General features: G+C 39.5%; 15 protein-coding genes. 13 read left to right on the top strand and 2 right to left on the bottom strand.

Translation table 11 applies throughout. The annotated features are described in order from the left end of the window. Window position 1 precedes the first annotated feature (1 nt). The 4 genes from cyoC (at window position 2) to ACFX4E_RS15180 (ending at window position 2,776) form a co-directional block, all read left to right on the top strand. A complete protein-coding gene (cyoC, locus tag ACFX4E_RS15165; protein WP_043981922.1) occupies window positions 2-601 on the top strand; it encodes a cytochrome o ubiquinol oxidase subunit III in 600 nt (199 codons plus the stop codon). After that, window positions 602-898 (top strand): cytochrome o ubiquinol oxidase subunit IV, encoded by a 297-nt coding sequence (gene cyoD / locus ACFX4E_RS15170; RefSeq protein ID WP_013056574.1) that lies wholly within the window; start codon window positions 602-604, stop codon window positions 896-898. Window positions 899-1,045: 147 nt separating this feature from the next. Continuing rightward, window positions 1,046-1,540 (top strand): universal stress protein, encoded by a 495-nt coding sequence (locus ACFX4E_RS15175; RefSeq protein ID WP_028408882.1) that lies wholly within the window; start codon window positions 1,046-1,048, stop codon window positions 1,538-1,540. A 351-nt stretch (window positions 1,541-1,891) separates the two neighbouring features. Continuing rightward, window positions 1,892-2,776 (top strand): SDR family oxidoreductase, encoded by an 885-nt coding sequence (locus tag ACFX4E_RS15180; protein ID WP_013056577.1) that lies wholly within the window; start codon window positions 1,892-1,894, stop codon window positions 2,774-2,776. Between the two features lie 61 nt (window positions 2,777-2,837). Here the strand turns inward: ACFX4E_RS15180 and ACFX4E_RS15185 are convergent, their stop codons facing one another. Continuing rightward, window positions 2,838-3,740, bottom strand: a complete 903-nt coding sequence (locus ACFX4E_RS15185) for a COX15/CtaA family protein (RefSeq protein WP_028408880.1) — start codon at window positions 3,738-3,740, stop codon at window positions 2,838-2,840. Between the two features lie 392 nt (window positions 3,741-4,132). Here ACFX4E_RS15185 and ACFX4E_RS15190 point away from each other — a divergent pair, with 392 nt between their 5' ends. From ACFX4E_RS15190 to ACFX4E_RS15200, 3 genes are all read left to right on the top strand, one after another. Beyond that, entirely contained in the window at window positions 4,133-5,569 is a 1,437-nt protein-coding gene (locus ACFX4E_RS15190) for an NAD(P)-binding domain-containing protein (protein ID WP_377258701.1), read from the top strand. Window positions 5,570-5,606: 37 nt separating this feature from the next. Then, entirely contained in the window at window positions 5,607-5,933 is a 327-nt protein-coding gene (locus ACFX4E_RS15195) for a Na-translocating system protein MpsC family protein (RefSeq protein ID WP_028408878.1), read from the top strand. A gap of 255 nt (window positions 5,934-6,188) precedes the next feature. After that, window positions 6,189-7,565, top strand: a complete 1,377-nt coding sequence (locus tag ACFX4E_RS15200) for an NCS2 family permease (RefSeq protein WP_252124495.1) — start codon at window positions 6,189-6,191, stop codon at window positions 7,563-7,565. Between the two features lie 81 nt (window positions 7,566-7,646). Here ACFX4E_RS15200 and ACFX4E_RS15205 read toward each other — a convergent pair whose 3' ends face one another. Next, the gene (locus tag ACFX4E_RS15205) at window positions 7,647-8,981 is read right to left on the bottom strand and encodes an ArsB/NhaD family transporter (RefSeq protein WP_013056582.1); all 1,335 of its coding nucleotides are present in this window, start codon (window positions 8,979-8,981) and stop codon (window positions 7,647-7,649) included. A gap of 474 nt (window positions 8,982-9,455) precedes the next feature. On the opposite strand from ACFX4E_RS15205, the gene ACFX4E_RS15210 reads away from it, so the two are divergent. From ACFX4E_RS15210 to ACFX4E_RS15235, 6 genes are all read left to right on the top strand, one after another. Further along, window positions 9,456-10,448 (top strand): thiamine pyrophosphate-dependent dehydrogenase E1 component subunit alpha, encoded by a 993-nt coding sequence (locus ACFX4E_RS15210; RefSeq protein WP_136789441.1) that lies wholly within the window; start codon window positions 9,456-9,458, stop codon window positions 10,446-10,448. Window positions 10,449-10,466: 18 nt separating this feature from the next. Continuing rightward, window positions 10,467-11,501, top strand: coding sequence for an alpha-ketoacid dehydrogenase subunit beta (locus tag ACFX4E_RS15215; protein WP_028408874.1), 1,035 nt, complete (start codon window positions 10,467-10,469; stop codon window positions 11,499-11,501). Window positions 11,502-11,525: 24 nt separating this feature from the next. Next, window positions 11,526-12,755, top strand: coding sequence for a dihydrolipoamide acetyltransferase family protein (locus ACFX4E_RS15220; RefSeq protein ID WP_136789439.1), 1,230 nt, complete (start codon window positions 11,526-11,528; stop codon window positions 12,753-12,755). A 15-nt stretch (window positions 12,756-12,770) separates the two neighbouring features. After that, window positions 12,771-14,150, top strand: a complete 1,380-nt coding sequence (lpdA, locus tag ACFX4E_RS15225; RefSeq protein WP_377238039.1) for a dihydrolipoyl dehydrogenase — start codon at window positions 12,771-12,773, stop codon at window positions 14,148-14,150. Window positions 14,151-14,413: 263 nt separating this feature from the next. Then, entirely contained in the window at window positions 14,414-16,291 is a 1,878-nt protein-coding gene (locus ACFX4E_RS15230) for a sigma-54-dependent Fis family transcriptional regulator (RefSeq protein ID WP_377238038.1), read from the top strand. Window positions 16,292-16,345: 54 nt separating this feature from the next. Then, window positions 16,346-17,395: a 2,3-butanediol dehydrogenase gene (locus tag ACFX4E_RS15235; protein ID WP_377238037.1), complete on the top strand. Its 1,050-nt coding sequence runs from the start codon at window positions 16,346-16,348 to the stop codon at window positions 17,393-17,395. Window positions 17,396-17,443 lie beyond the last annotated feature (48 nt).

Consider the following 17,443-nt stretch of genomic DNA (forward strand, 5'->3'; position numbering starts at 1 on the left):
CATGGCTTATGCGACAGCGCACCACGAAGAACATCATGATGAACATGATGAAGGAATCAAAGTTATGGGTTTTTGGCTTTTCCTCGTAACGGACTGCATCCTATTTGGAGCATTATTTGCTACGTATGCCGTTCTTGTTAATCATACTGCGGGAGGCCTTACAGGAAAGGAATTTTTTGAAGTTCCAGGATTTGTTTCTGAAACGTTTATCTTATTAACGAGCAGCTTTACGAGCGGATTAGCTGTGCTGAGCATGCACAAGGGAAAAATAAAACCTTTAATTGGCTGGCTAATCGTAACTCTGCTTTTAGGTATGTGCTTTGTGGGCCTTGAAATTCATGAATTTCAAACAATGGTTCATGAAGGAGCAACCATTTCCACCAGCGCATTTTTTACAGCTTTCTATACGCTAGTTAGTACGCACGGGCTGCACGTTTCTGTCGGCATCATTTGGATGATTTCAATTACAATCCAATTAAAACGATATGGAATTACCTCTGTAACAAAGCGAAAAGTGACGATTATCAGCTTATACTGGCATTTTCTTGATGCTGTCTGGATCTTCCTTTACACGGTTGTGTATTTAATGGGGGTGATGTAGATGGAGAACCATGGATCGTTAAAAGCTTATACAATAGGATTTATTTTCTCTATTATTTTAACCGTTATTCCTCTGATGCTGGTATTAAACCACGTATTTGCTAAAAATATATTACTAGCTAGCATTCTAGGAATGGCCGTGCTTCAATTTTTCATTCAACTGTTTTTCTTCATGCATATTAAAGACGGAGAGAAGCCTCGTTATAATGTGATGGCTTTAATACTTGGAATCGTCTTTGTTATTACGATTGTAGCAGGATCGATTTGGATAATGACTTTTAACTCTCAAGTTCAATAAAAATGGAGCCGTGCACTCCACACGGCTCTATTTTTATTAATTTCTATATATTGTGATAAAAATCACATACTTTCGTTTGCGCAAGAAGTAAAATAAAAGTGTAGCAAGGAAAGTTCTTTATAAACGAAAGACAAAGGAGAGATTATGATGAATATGGCTTATCGTAACATCCTCGTAGCAGTAGACGGTTCTGTAGAAGCAGAGTGGGCATTCAAAAAAGCAGTTAACAGTGCGAAAAAAAATAACGCTCATTTAATAGTTTGTCACGTTATCGACATACAGGCGTTAAGTCCATCACCTTATGCATTCTATACAGATACACGCTTTCAAGATGCAGAGAAATTTGCTGAAGAACTTTTGAGCAATTATCGTAACCTAGCCATCAAAGCGGGAGTAACAAGAGTTGAGACACTAATTGAACACGGCTCTCCTAAAACAAAAATATCTAAAAAAATCGCACCAGACAAGCACGTTGATTTAATTGTATGCGGGGCAACCGGGTTAAACGCCGTAGAGCGCATCTTAATCGGAAGTGTATCTCAGCATATTTTACGCTATGCCAAATGTGATGTGTTAATCGTTCGCACTCCTAAAGAGGCTGAAGAAGAAACAAAGCCTTTACAAGTGGAACTAACAGAGTAGCGGGCACAGACGAGAAATAAAGCTTATTGTGCATAGTAAAATACAAAACTCTCACCATTTACTTAAAGAGGGGGGATAAATGTATTTTAGTTGAAAGAAGATCCGAACGAGGAATCGAGATTCTTAATAAAGAATTCGACTCGTTCGGATTTTTTTATTGTGATGGTGAACGTAGATTTCATGTATGCAGCTGTTTCTAGCTGTTGATTGAAGGAGAAAGGCAATGAAAGAAAAGCGAGGCGCTAATGGAGCACATCAAACATGTTTATTAAAGAAGAAGACGGGAAGAACAAGTACATAGAAAACTTTTCCTTAGCTGGTTAAAGGTTCATTTATAAAGGAGTGACGAATATGTCAAAGCTAAATAATCCATTAACTCAATATTTTCATGAAGACTATCCAAAACAGTATCAAGAACCACCTGGTGTCCAAAAAGAAATGAACGTCATCCCGGACTGCGGGGAAAACAGTTACATAGGTGCAGGTAAATTAAAAGGCAGAAAAGCTCTTGTGACGGGCGGAGATTCAGGTATTGGCCGAGCAGCAGCGATCGCTTACGCAAGAGAAGGTGCAGACGTTGCGCTTAATTACTTGCCACAAGAGCAAGCAGATGCAGAAGAAGTACAAAAGCTTATTGAAGCAGAAGGAAGAAAAGCCGTTCTCATACCTGGTGATGTAGGCGAAGAATCTTTTTGCAAAGAGCTAGTAGAAAAAGCTTATAAAGAATTAGATGGTCTAGATGTTCTAGCGCTCGTAGCTGGCAAACAGCAGGCAGTAGAAGATATTGCTGATTTAGAAACGGACCAACTGCGCAAAACCTTTGAAGTAAATGTATTCTCTTTATATTGGACCGTAAAAGCAGCGCTGCCTTATTTACCGGCAGGTGCTTCTATTATTACAACAAGTTCTGTACAAGGCTATAGCCCAAGTCCTAATTTATTAGACTATGCAGCTACAAAGTTTGCCATTAACGGATTCACTCGCGGACTAGCCAAGCAATTAGCTCCAAAAGGTATTCGCGTCAACTCCGTTGCTCCAGGACCTATCTGGACGCCGCTGCAAATTTCTGGAGGGCAGCCAAGCGACGCTATTCCAGGCTTTGGACAAGATACACCGTTGCAGCGTGCTGGTCAGCCAGTAGAGTTGGCAAATGTATACGTATTTTTAGCTTCAACGGATGCAAGCTACGTGACGGCTCAAGTTTACGGGATTACAGGCGGAATAGAACTAGCTTAACTTAAAAAAGCCACTTGCAGTTACAAACTGCAAGTGGCTTTTTTGTAGAGTTATTTCTGTTTTATCGTCTTTTACCTTTTAACGTCTGTACACAAATGTAGCTAAGCGTAGCGAATAACGCTGTAATAAACGCCGAGTGAGACAGTGTAGCAAAGACATTTAAACGAGACACGACAACAAAGATACCGCTGAATATTTGAGCAACGGTTAAAGCAACTGCAATGATGGACGCATAGTAAATATCACGGCGGGTTTCTTTATACTGTTTGATAGCAGATACCATAATCCAAATGATAAGAACAAACAGCACAAGAGCAGCAAATCGGTGAGCAAAGTGAATGCCTGTTGTTCCTGATAGCTTTGGAATAAGCGTATTGCCATAACAAGCAGGAAAGCTTGTACACGCTAAGCTTGCACCTTTGTGACGCACATATGCACCTAAATAAATATCGCAATAGGTAAATATAAGCGTAAACCATGCGAGCCATTTAAATTTGCCTGTAACGGCTCCTTTAATAAAATGATCCGAACGGTCCTTTTGAATAACAAATATTGAAAGTAAAAATACACCGGTAAACGCAATAAGCGAAAGACCGAAATGCAGGGCTAGCGCCTCAGCTGACTGAGGCCAGATAACGGCAGAAGCCCCGAGCAATGACTCGATAACGATAAATGCAATACTCATAATCGCTAAAATTTTCACTTCACGGTTTCTGCGATAACGAATCCAAGCCCAAATAGAAAATGCTAAAACAAGAAGACCTGCAAATGCGGTAATCAAACGATGCGTATATTCAATCATTGTTGCTACCGCGTATTCGGGTATTAACTGCCCGTTACACAGCGGCCACTCGTTTCCGCATCCTAATCCAGATCCTGTGGTTGTGACCAGACTGCCGGCAATCATTAAAATAAACATAACAATCGTTGTAAATATAGCTGTTATTTTAAATAAATTTCTCATACGTTGACTCCCTTTGTTGAGTTACTAATTATGACTATAGATTTGATGAATACGATAGTCAAGTAGTAGAGCGTAATTAACAAATAACTGTCACAAACTCGCACATGTTTCCCTTAAAATTGATGTCAGAAAAGCTTTCTTCCTTAAACTTTGTAATGGTTTTTTCCTTTTAAACGATGTAAATATGGTTCCCTACATAAGATATAAAAAAATTATATTAGTGATTTTATACAATTTGCCAAAAAAACTTTAGAGAGAATGGAGATACAATCATATTCCAAAAGTGATAATATAGATATAAATCAAATGATGTTATAAAACCTATCATTTTATGTAAGATATAAAATAAACTTTTTTATTGGAAAGAAACTTTGTTGAAAGGAGAGATAACGATGAGCTTAGAAGCTTTAAATAAAAGAGTAGAAACCGATTTGTCTTACCTTTCCTTCAGGAAACCAACAGAAGCACAGCCAATTACCCCTAAGAGCGGACACGTATACGATGTAATCATTATTGGAGGAGGTCAAAGCGGTTTAGGAACGGCCTTTGGCTTGCTGCGAGAACGCGTATCGAATATTCTTGTTATTGATGAAAATCGTTTGGGCTTAGAAGGTCCGTGGGAAACGTACGCGCGAATGATTACGCTAAGAACGCCCAAAAACTTAACGTCTGTCGATTTAGGCATGCCTTCACTTACGTTTCAAGCGTGGTGGGAAGCACAATTCGGCTCAGAAGGCTGGGAAGCTCTTGACAAAATCCCAAGAGGAGACTGGATGAATTATTTGCGCTGGTACCGGAATATTCTTAACCTTCCTGTGGCAAATGAAATAAAATTAACGTTAATTGAGCCTGCAGAAACAGGTATCCATCGCTTGCATATTGAAGGGAATGGAGCCGTGTGTCCTACACTGATGGCACGTAAAGTTATACTAGCTACAGGAATTCAAGGAGGAGGAGAATGGCATGTTCCACCTATGATTTCTGAAAAATTGCCGCCTCATCTTTATTCTCACACTTCACAAACCATTGATTTTACTACGTTGAAGAACAAAAAAGTAGCTGTTTTAGGAGGAGGAGCATCCGCGTTTGATAACGCCAACTATGCGCTTTCCGAAGGGGTTGCTGAAGCTCATGTATTTGTTCGACGAAAAGAACTTCCCCGTATTAATCCAATCAGACAAATGGAAGCTTCAGGAATGATTGAACGTTTCCATGCTCTGTCAGATGCTGAAAAATATGAAGTGATGGCTCATTTTTTCGAATACAATCAGCCGCCTACGAATGATACATTTGGACGCGCTTCCTCATGGCCAGGTTTTCATTTGCACGTGCATGCCCCATGGCTCGACGTCGAGGAAAAACACGACAAAGCAGTTGTAACCACTCCTCAGGGAACGTTTACGTTTGACTATTTAATTATTAGCACCGGACTTCTAACAGATCCGGCTCTGCGTCCAGAATTGCAACTTGTTGAAAAACACATCGCCCGCTGGAACGATCATTACAAAGCACCGCATGAAATCGCCAACCCAGTATTGGATGCCCATCCTTACCTTAGTAACGGCTTTGCTTTTTTAAGTCGTAATAGGGAAGGTCAAAAAATGGTATATGGCCTTTTTGCTTTTAATTATTCCGCTTTAATTAGCTGTGGAATTTCTGCATCCGCTCTTTCAGGGCTAAAATATGCGATACCAAAGCTCGTCTCAGAAGTCGCCAATCAGCTTTTTATTGATAACCGCCATGAGAATTTAACCAATTTCTTTGACTATGATGAGCCTGAATTTGTCGGCAGCTGGTCAAAGGACGCTAATCAAGTGAAAACAATATAATAAAACTACATTTTTAACAATGAAAAAGGTGAAGCATATGGAGCAGATCTCTAAAAAGAAGATAGCTACTTTGTATACTCAAATTAGCCAAGAAATTTTTAATGTAGGCGTGAATACTCAAAAAATAGATATTATTGATAATAAAATTCTTATACTAGCTCAATCAAAAAGAATGCCGGCATTAGAAGCACTTAGTGAAGAATATAGAGAATTAGTGATGTCTCTTGATGCCGCTTTGTCGACTAAATATAAAAAAATGCTAAAGCAAAAAGTGGAGCTTTTATTTGATATCCAGGTCACTTCTTTATTTAGAGACTATGATCCTGTTACAGAGAATTCTTGTACGGTTATTTGCTTTAAATAACTTCGCTATATAAATGGCAAAACGTTCGATAAAATCGTTTGTTGTGCAAAACACTTAAAAAACGGATGCTTATCTTCTGTTTACAGAAGCAAAGAGCCGTGAAGATAGAAGGATTCCCTTCTGTTTTCACGGCTTTTTTTATAGATATTTTCATAAAAAAGAGAGGGGAAATGCTTAAAAACACACTGTTTTATAGAGGAGCTGTAAAAGCGAGTTAAAAGAAGATGAATCGAAAATTAAAGGAGTGAAAAGTAAGTGGCGATGAATGAAAAAGTTGAAGCTCAGCATATGGAACTAATAAAAAAATCAGCACCTAACCCTTCATGGTTGGATAAGCTGTTTCATTTAACCGAACGTAAAACAGATGTAAAAACAGAAATTCTTGCTGGAATTACTACTTTTGTGACGATGAGCTATATTATCTTTGTTAATCCGACGATTTTAGCAGATGCAGGCATTCCAAAAGAAGCGGCAATTGCAGCGACGATTTTTGCCACTGTCTTTGCTACTCTTTTGTTTGCATTATGGGCGAACATGCCTATTGCAGTAGCACCAGGAATGGGGCTGAACGCTTTTTTTACGTATACAGTGGTATTGGGTGAAGGGCTAACGTGGCAAACAGGTTTAGGAGCCGTATTTATTTCAGGCGTTGTATTTTTTATTTTAACCATAACGGGCTTACGCAAGAAGATTATTGAAGGGATACCCGCTATTTTAAAAAGTGCTATTTCTGTTGGAATCGGTCTATTTATTGCTTTTATCGGTTTTAAGCAAGCAGGCATTATTGTAAGCAACAAAGAAAATTTAGTAGCCCTTGGTCAGCTTACAAAACCGGGCCCATTACTTGCTTTATTAGGTTTTATCGCGGTAACTGTATTAACTGCTCGAAAAATTAAAGGAGCTGCCCTGATTAGCATTTTGCTAGTATCAATTGCCGGGATGGTGCTGGGCATAGTAGAAGCACCTAAAAGCATCAGCAGCGTGGTGTCGTTTTCAATGCCGAGCATGTCGGAAACTTTTTTACAAATGGATATTAAATCTGCTCTTCATTACGGTCTTTTCTCTATTATTTTTTCATTTACACTTGTGGAGCTATTTGATAATTTAGGATCGATGATTGGATTATCTAAAAAAGCTGGATTAATGGATGAAAAAGGGGAAATTAAAGGGTTAGATAAAGCGCTTATGGCAGATTCTCTTGCGACTGTAGCCAGTGCTGCTATGGGATCTACCGCAATGAACGCGTATGTAGAAAATGCTGCGGGAATTGCAGAAGGAGGCAAAACGGGCCTTAAAGCACTGGTCGTTGCCATGTTGTTTTTAGTGAGCATTTTATTTACGCCATTAATTAGCATTATTCCTGCTTTTGCTACAGCGCCTATTTTAATTATGGTTGGAGCTCTCATGTTAACGGAAATTAAAAACATTCCTTTAGACGAGATAACAGATGCTGTGCCTGCTTTTTGTACCATTATTTTGATGCCGTTAACGTTTAGTATCGGCGAAGGCTTAGCGCTAGGGTTTTTATCTTATACATTCGTTAAATTGTTAGCCGGCAGGGCAAAGGAAATTCACTGGATTATGTATATCATTAGCGCCGCTTTTATTATCAACTTCGTCTGGGCTGCTTGAGTGCATGTATTTACAGTAAAAAAAGACTTCTCAGCTGAGAAGTCTTTTTTACTGTTCGCGTAGATTTTAATTTTTCTTCTCTTACAGAAATAAAAGATAGCGAAGGAAGATATATAACGTTGAAATTAAAAGAGATACGAGCGTGATTGGAGCTCCAATTTTTAAAAAATCCATAAACGAAAATTTATGTCCTTTTTTTACAGCCATGCCAGCTACAATTACATTGGCAGACGCTCCAATTAGCGTACCGTTCCCTCCCAAACATGCTCCTAGAGCCAGTGACCACCATAGTACACTGATTTGAGCAGAATCAGGGCTCATTCCCATTCCATGAGCCATATCTTGAATAAGTGGAATCATTGTAGCAACGAAAGGAATGTTATCAATAACAGCTGAAGCAATTCCGCTAATCCACAAAATGAGATAGGCTGATAGTGCGATATTGCCGTCTGTAACGTTTAACGCGCCTGCAGCGAGCTTTTTAATGATGCCTACATCGATTAATCCCCCGACAAGAATAAACAAACCAGCAAAGAAAATAATGGTTGTCCATTCAACAGAATCAAACGCGCTTTCTACTTCATCATGAGTTCGTAATCCAATTACCAATAATACAGCTGCACCTGTAATAGCTACCATAGCGGCATCGATATGTAAAACGGAATGCAGGGTAAAACCTAGAATCGTTAAGACTAATACAGTTAACGATTTTTTCATTAAAACGGAATCTTGAATATAATCTTTTTCGTTTAAACTCATTAGCTCTTGCTTTTTACTATCTTCTACTTTTAACTTTTTGCGATAGATAAGAACAAGAATCCCCAGCGTAACAACACCGATAATCAGTACTGCAGGAGCTAAGTTTAATAAAAAAGCATTAAAATCAAGGTGAGGATTCGCTGCCCCAATCATAATATTAGGCGGGTCGCCTATTAAAGTTGCCGTTCCTCCAATATTTGAAAACAGCACTTCTGATATAAGAAATGGAAAAGGATTAATATTCAAAATAGTAGTGATGGAAAATGTAACGGGAACAATTAATAACACGGTTGTTACGTTGTCTAAAAATGCTGATCCGACGCCTGTTAAGATTGATAAAATAACTAGAATTCGAACAGGGTCACCTTTAGCGATTTTAGCAGACTTGATGGCTGCGTATTGAAACACGCCCGTTTTGTTTGTAATGCCGACTAAAATCATCATACCCATAAGAAGGACAATCGTTTCCCACTGAATGTGTTCCATAATGGCCTTATTAAAGTCAACAATACCTAACAAAATCATCAATATAGCGCCTAAAAGAGCTGCCGAAGCGCGATTGATCTTTTCGGTCATAATCAAAAAATATGTAATGATAAATATAATAATGGCTGCGTATACATGAAAACTTGTAATGTGTTGAATTGCATTGTGCATAACAGTAACCTGGCGATATGTCATCTAGACATCACGAAGTGTAGATGACAAAAACTTTGGATGTTTTCCAGGTTTTCACCTCATCTTTCATCGTTTAATTTACATCCAACTTTACGGTAAAACTTCTATAAAGCCCGTTTTGCTTTAACCAACCTCCTTTAGGAGCTTTAGTATTCTTCAAAATGAAGACGATTCCTTCAGCATTATATCATATTTATATAAAAGCTTTCTTGTTGATTATTCAATGTAATTTTCCTCCTGCATACTTATTATGCACCTTAAATTCAGTTTACATAATTGGTTTCCCTAAGATTGGACAAAGTTAGACAAAGTTGGAACAGTGTCCAACTTTGTCTAACTTTATGAGGCCAAATCCAACAATAGATTGCTAGTATAAAGCGATTTTACTATTGGCACGGTACTTGCAATAGTAGTTAAGTGAAGTTTGATAATCAAATGAGGAGGCTTACCATAATGAAAACTGCTCAAAACAAAACAGAAAAGCTTACGAAAGAAAAAGCCAGCTGGATGTATCAGAAAATGGTAGAAATTCGAAAGTTTGAAGATGAAGTACATCAAATTTTTGCAAAAGGTGTACTGCCTGGTTTTGTTCATCTGTATGCAGGTGAAGAAGCGGTAGCGGTTGGAATGTGCGCTCATCTTAATGACAGTGACAGTATTACGAGCACTCATCGCGGACACGGTCATTGTATTGCTAAAGGCGGCGATTTAGATGGAATGATGGCTGAGCTTTTTGGAAAGGTAACCGGGTTAGGCAAAGGAAAAGGCGGATCCATGCATATCGCGGATTTAGATAAAGGAATTTTAGGGGCAAATGGAATTGTAGGAGGAGGCTTTCCGCTTGCATGCGGTTCTGCTTTAACTGCTAAGTATAAAAAGACAAAAGATGTAAGCGTTTGCTTTTTTGGAGACGGAGCGGGTAATGAAGGGACGTTTCATGAAGGAATCAACTTAGCAGCGATTTGGAAACTGCCGGTTGTTTTTGTTGCTGAAAATAATGGCTACGGAGAGGCAACTCCATTTTCTTATGCTTCGAGCTGCAGCGCGATTGCAGATCGTGCCGCATCTTATAACATTCCAGGAGTACGAGTGGATGGAAAAGACGTGATGGCGGTTTATGAAGCAGCTGCAGAAGCTATTCAACGAGCCCGCAGAGGGGAAGGGCCGACATTAATTGAATGTGTAACGTATCGAAATTACGGACATTTTGAAGGCGACGCACAAACGTATAAATCAGGAAATGAAAAGAAAGAACATCTCCAGGAAAAAGATGCGATCGCTCTTTTTGAAAATTACTTGCTTTCAGAACAAGTAGTAACAGAAAAAGAGCTTAGAGATATTGATGGTGATGTAGAAAAAGCAGTAAAACGCGCAGTTGAGTTAGCAGAAACAAGCGATTATCCTGATGCTTCGGAACTATTAACGGATGTTTATGTATCTTATTAATTAAAGGGGGAAAAGAAAATGACTAGAAAATTAAGCATGTCTGAAGCTATTAATGAAGCTATGAAACTAGCGATGCGAAAAGATGAGAATGTGATTCTTTTGGGAGAAGATGTAGCTGGCGGAGCGGAAATTGACCACCTGCAAGATGATGAGGCTTGGGGCGGGGTCCTTGGAGTGACAAAGGGGCTTGTACAAGAATTTGGACGTGAACGAATTCTGGATACGCCTATTTCAGAAGCAGCTTATATAGGAGCGGCAATGGGAGCGGCAGCTACAGGGTTAAGACCGGTTGCAGAATTAATGTTTAATGACTTTATTGGCTGCTGTTTAGATCAAGTGCTGAATCAAGGGGCGAAATTTAGATACATGTTTGGAGGAAAAGCTGAAGTGCCCGTCACGATTCGGACGACTCATGGAGCTGGATTTAGGGCTGCAGCTCAGCATTCTCAGAGCTTGTACGCCTTGTTTACTAGCATTCCTGGCCTTAAAGTAGTCGTACCTTCTAACCCTTACGATGCAAAAGGGTTATTGTTAGCAGCTATTGAAGACAATGATCCCGTTATCTTTTTTGAAGACAAAACATTGTACAACATGAAAGGAGAGGTTCCTGAAGGCTACTATACAATTCCGCTAGGGAAAGCTGACGTGAAACGCGAAGGAACAGATTTAACCATTGTAGCCATTGGAAAACAAGTAAATACTGCACTTACAGCAGCAGATCAATTGTCTCACAAGGGAATTGATGTAGAAGTAGTCGATCCGCGAAGTCTATCACCTTTTGATGAAGAGACCATTCTTTCTTCTGTAGAAAAAACGAATCGATTAATTGTCATTGACGAAGCCAATCCAAGATGCAGCATCGCAACAGATATTGCTGCGCTAGTTGCTGATAAAGGATTTGACATGCTTGATGCACCTATTAAACGAATTACAGCACCACATACACCTGTGCCATTTTCACCTCCATTAGAAGATATTTATCTGCCAACACCACAAAAAGTGATTGAAGTTGTATCGGAGTTACTAGGAGATAAATCGCTTCTAAGTGTGTAATTAAAGAAAAGGAGGAGGAAGCAAATGGCTGCAGAGGTTGTAATGCCAAAACTAGGGATGGCAATGAAAGAAGGAACCGTTTCGACGTGGAACAAAAAAGTTGGAGACTCCGTTTCAAAAGGAGATATGATTGCAAGCATTAATTCTGAAAAAATCGAAATGGATATTGAAGCGCCGCAGGACGGTGTGATTCTTGATATTCTTGTACAAGAAGATGTAGGAGTGCCTCCTGGAACGATTATCTGTTATGTTGGAAAGCCAAACGAGCAGGTCACTGAGCAGAACCGTTCAGCAAATGAGCTGCAAGCGCCTAAAAACGAGGTAGCGGCTGCTATCTCTTTAGAAGAGCCACCAGCAAACGCAGCTCCATCAAAAAAGAATAAAGAAACTGTGCGCATTTCCCCAATTGCACGGAAAATAGCAGAATCTGAAAACCTTAATGTTGAAACGATTCAAGGCACAGGACCAAAAGGAAGAATCACTAAAGCAGATGTAGAGAAAGTGCTGGCGGAAAGAGCTTCAGAAGCGAGTCCCCAAACGGTAGAAAGGGATAACCCCGCTATAAACAAAGAAACGCTTCCCGTAGCGGGCATAAGGAAAGTCATTGCAAGTCGAATGCATAATAGTTTATTAAACAGTGCCCAATTAACGATTAATATGAAAGCTGACGTGACGGATTTGCTGTCTCTTCAGAGAGAAATCAAAGATGTAATCCAACAACGCCATAAGGTGAAAATCTCTCTAACTGATTTTATTGCTCGCGCTGTTGTTCTTTCACTTCAAGAACACAAACAAATGAACAGTGCCTATATTGATAACGAAATTCAACTCTATAACCATGTTCATCTTGGAATGGCCGTAGCTTTAGAAAATGGGTTAGTTGTTCCAGTTATGCAGCATGCTGAAAAGATGCCGTTAGTGGAATTAGCTGCAGAGATCAAAACCCGAGCAGCAGATGCTCGGCAAGGTCAGCTGAGCACTGATAGAATGCAAGGTTCTACATTCACTATTACTAATCTCGGTGCTTACGGAGTAGAGTATTTTACACCTGTATTAAACCCGCCTGAAACAGGAATTCTTGGTGTTGGAGCTACTGAAGATGTACCGATGTATAAAGGAGACGAATTACAAAAAAGAAACTTGCTGCCTTTAAGCCTGACGTTTGATCATCGCGTACTGGACGGAGCACCTGCAGCTAATTTCCTTGGAACCATTAAACAATACTTAGAACAGCCTATTTTACTACTCTTATAGAAAGGGGTGCATTCCGTGAAACCTTTAGTTGTCATTGGCGGCGGTCCAGCAGGATATGTGGCGGCAATCACTGCCGCCCGGCAAGGAAAACAAGTTACGTTAATCGAACAAAAAGATTTAGGTGGAACCTGTTTAAATGAGGGCTGTATGCCAACAAAGTCGCTATTAGCAAGCGCGGAAGCCTATGAGAAAATTAAGAAAGCTGAGCAATTCGGTATCACTCTTCCTTTAGAACAAGTGAAAATTAACTGGGATGGCGTTCAGCATCATAAAACAGCCATTGTAAAAAACTTGGTCAGGGGAATTGGCTATTTGATGAAAAAGAACAGTATTAAAGTCATAAAAGGAGAAGCTTCTTTTTTGACAAATCATCGTCTATCCGTGCGAAACGAAAATCACGTAGAAGAGGTAGAGGCTGAACAGTTTATTATTGCTGCGGGTTCAGAACCTGCTAGCCTGCCATTTGCTTCTTTTGATGGAAAGTGGATCATTCACAGTAAACAAGCAATGTCGCTGCCTGCTGTCCCTTCAGCTCTTTTAATAGTAGGAGGGGGTGTAATTGGATGTGAATTTGCAAGCATTTACAGCCAAATGGGAACAAAAGTAACAATTGTGGAAGCGGCAGACCAGCTGCTTCCTGGTGAAGATGCCGACATCGCATTTACGTTACAGGAAGAATTAGAGAAAAAAGGCGTAAGGATTTATACATCCGCTTCGCTAACAGAAATGCAGCCAAAAGATAAAACAGCTCTATTTAAACATAAAGAAGAGCTGCATGAACTGCAGGCTGAGTATGCATTAATTTCAATTGGAAGAAAACCTAGAGTGCTAGGTTTGGGTTTAGAACAGGTTGGCGTACATTTTTCAAAACAAGGAATTGATGTTAATGAGCATATGCAAACGAATATACCTAACATCTATGCTTGTGGAGATGTAGTTGGCGGAATTCAGCTTGCTCATGTCGCCTTTCATGAAGGCACAGTTGCTGCTTTGCACGCATGCGGAAAAGATAAGAGCGTAAATTATCGAGCTGTACCCCGCTGCATTTATACTCACCCTGAAATTGCAAGTGTCGGTATGACAGAAAAGCAGGCTCGAAGCGAATACGGCGATATTCGCGTCGGAGAATTCTCGTTTACGGCAAACGGCAAAGCGATGATTGCCAATGAGTCCGTTGGAAAAGTAAAAGTAATCGTAGAACCGCAGTTTAACGAAATTATTGGGCTTTCCATTGTAGGTTCACATGCTACAGAATTAATTGGACAAGGAACCATTATGATGCACGGAGAGTTGACTACAGATATAATGGAAGACTTTATCGCTGCCCATCCTACATTATCTGAAGCCATTCACGAAGCTCTTTTGCAGTCAGCGGGTCAGGCCATTCACTCATAATTATACAAGTGCTCAAGTTATTAAGCTCTTTAAGGATGAAAAGTAAAAATGAATGATTTAAAAAGTAAACTAGAGGATGAAGGAATCTTGGGAGAGGTATAGGGATTTTCCTGCATCCTCGTCTAGTTTTTCTATTAATTTTTACATAACGTGAGCTTAAGAATCTATCTTTGATAATGATAACGTTTTCTTTGTGATTTATAATAATAGTAACAAGCCTTGATTTACTATATTCAATCAAGTTTATAGGGGAGAGGTAAGAAATGGAATCTACACTTTCTTTAAACACATGGAAACGTTTTGTAAACGAAGGGGCACTTGAATCGTCAAGGTTAAACGACATTATTGTAAAATCATGGCATCGTTGTAAAAGCGCAGATGTTAATCCTTACCTAGATAAAGGCAGATCGATTTTAAGAAACGAAGATTTTTATTCTCGAAAACAAATGAACTCTTTATTTCTTGAAACGGCTTTGCCGCACTTAGAAAGAATAAGACAATCAGCGGCAGATTTAGGAATGGTTGCTCTATTAATTGACCCAGAAGGCTATATTTTATCTATTACAGGAAATAGACTTACACTGAATGAAGCAAGAAAAATTAATTTTGTGGAAGGTGCCTGTTGGACAGAGAAAGAAGTAGGAACAAATGCAATCGGTACGGCTCTGCAAACGGAAGAACCCATTATGATAACAGGTACAGAACATTATTCAATTGCTTCGCATCAATGGAGCTGTTCGGCGGCGCCTGTTCGAAATGACGACGGAAATTTAATTGGGATTATTAATATTTCTTGTCCTGTAAACAGAGCGCACCCTTATATGCTTGGAATGGTTACTTCCATTGCGTATACAATCGAACGGGAGTTAAGCATTCGAATGCACAAAGACGAAATTGAGTTGGTTCATGCTTCTATGAATTTTGTCGATAGCAAGCAGCTCTTGCTGCTTTGCAATTACAAAGAAATGATTGCAGGAGCAAGTAAAACCGTTCGGGAATGTATACCTAAATGGTCAGGCCAACAGTTGAATACGATTGTACAACAGGGATTTCGTATAGTGATGGAAGTGCCTGTAATTTCAAAAAGACACGGTCATTCTATTGGAAAGATTGTTTACTTATCAGAAGAAACGACTCATACCCAAACAACTAAACAGATCTCTGCTCAATCATTTTGTTTTAAAGGAGAAGCAGGCATAAGCCAATCCTTTCAGCGGACACTAGAAGAAATAAAGCATGCGGCTCCTACGGATACAACGGTCTATATTTTAGGGGAAACAGGCACTGGAAAAGAAGTAGTGGCGAGAACGATTCATGAAAACAGTTCGCGTAAAAACGGACCTTTTATTGCTCTTAATTGTGGTGCCATTCCGAAGGAACTTATGGAAAGTGAATTATTTGGCTATGCGGAAGGAGCCTTTACAGGAGCGCGGCGTCAAGGATATCAAGGGAAGTTTGAACAGGCTAATCATGGTACGATTTTTCTTGATGAAATAGGTGAGCTTCCTCATTCTATGCAAGTTTCTTTGTTAAGAGTATTGCAAGAGCGCAAGATAACGCCTGTTGGAAGCAATCAGGAAATTCCGGTAGACATCCGGATTATTACCGCTACTCATCGAGATCTTCGTCAGCTTGTCAATGAAGGGAAGTTTCGAGAAGATTTATACTACCGGCTTCACGTGTACCCCGTGCATGTTCCGCCTTTACGGGAAAGAAAAGAAGATATTCCGCATCTTATGCGGTACTTTTGTCAAACGAATGATTGGAATATGAATTTCCCTAAAGAATTAGTGGATAAATTAATAGATTACCAGTGGCCCGGCAATATTCGAGAATTATTTAATGTACTTGAACGCTTGAAAATCTCACTAAACACGGAAGTAGAAAAAGAGAAGGTATTGAATTATTTAAGTTCTTTAAATCTTGGTAGTCAGAAGAGCATCTCTCACTTTGATACTTCACAAGAAATAGAAGAAAATGATTTTACGTCCTTACCCGCACTAACATTTCGTGAAAAAGTTCAAAAAGACTTAATGATGGATGCTTTACGTAAAACGCAGGGAAATGTGTCACTTGCCGCTAAGCTGTTAGATATACCAAGAAGTACATTTTATAACAGATTAAAAAAATTCAATTTGTAAGCTTAGAGTTTTTAGCTGTTTTAAATTTTTGAATAAGAATAGGAGCTGAGTAGAATGAAAGCATTAAGATGGCATGGCGTTAAAGATGTAAGGTTAGAACATATTGCAGAACCTACCGTCTCTCAAGGGAAAGTGAAAATTAAAGTAGAATGGTGTGGAATTTGCGGAAGTGATTTGCATGAGTACACGGCAGGACCCATTTTTATTCCTACAGAAGAACCTCATCCATTAAGCAAAGATAAAGCGCCGGTTGTGCTGGGGCATGAATTTTCTGGACAAGTTGTAGAAATCGGAGAAGGTATTACGAATATAGAAGTCGGAGACAGAGTAGTGGTAGAACCTATCTATGCATGCGGAAAGTGTGAAGGCTGTAAACAAGGAAAGTATAATCTTTGTAATAAAATGGGATTTTATGGTCTTGCAGGAGGGGGCGGAGGTTTTTCTGAGTATGCCTCCATACCAGTAGAAATGATTCATAAAATACCAGAAGTGGTGTCTTGCGAGCAAGGAGCTCTCGTAGAGCCTTCAGCTGTGGCTCTTCATGCTGTGCGCCAAAGCAAACTAAAGGTAGGAGATAAAGCCGCTGTATTTGGGACGGGGCCAATCGGTTTGTTAGTTATTGAAGCATTGAAAGCATCGGGTGCATCTGAAATTTATGCGATTGAACTATCGGAACAGCGCAGACAGAAAGCTGAAGAACTTGGGGCGATTGCCATTAACCCGCAAAAATACGACCCCGTAGCAGAAGTACATAAGCGCACAGGCGGAGGTGTAGATGTTTCCTATGAAGTGACAAGTGTTCCCTTAGTTTTAACTCAAGCCATTAACTCTACTAAAAGTGGCGGAGAGACAATGATTGTTAGTATATTTGAAAAAGAAGCCTCCATTCATCCCCAAACAATCGTTTTACAAGAGCGTACAGTAACAGGTATTATTGGCTACCGCGATGTATTTCCAGCGGTTATTAGTTTAATGGCAAAAGGTTATTTTTCGGCTGATAAACTGGTGACAAAACGTATTAAACTAGAACATGTGATTGAAGAAGGTTTTGAGACATTGTTAAAAGAAAAAGAACAGGTGAAAATTTTAGTGAAAGCCGAATAAAAAAAGAGGCTGGGACAAAAGTATTCTAGACGAAGTAAAAAATGAACC

The sequence above is a fragment of the Priestia sp. YIM B13491 genome (genome assembly GCF_042787605.1).
GTDB classification, from domain to species: domain Bacteria; phylum Bacillota; class Bacilli; order Bacillales; family Bacillaceae_H; genus Priestia; species Priestia megaterium_E.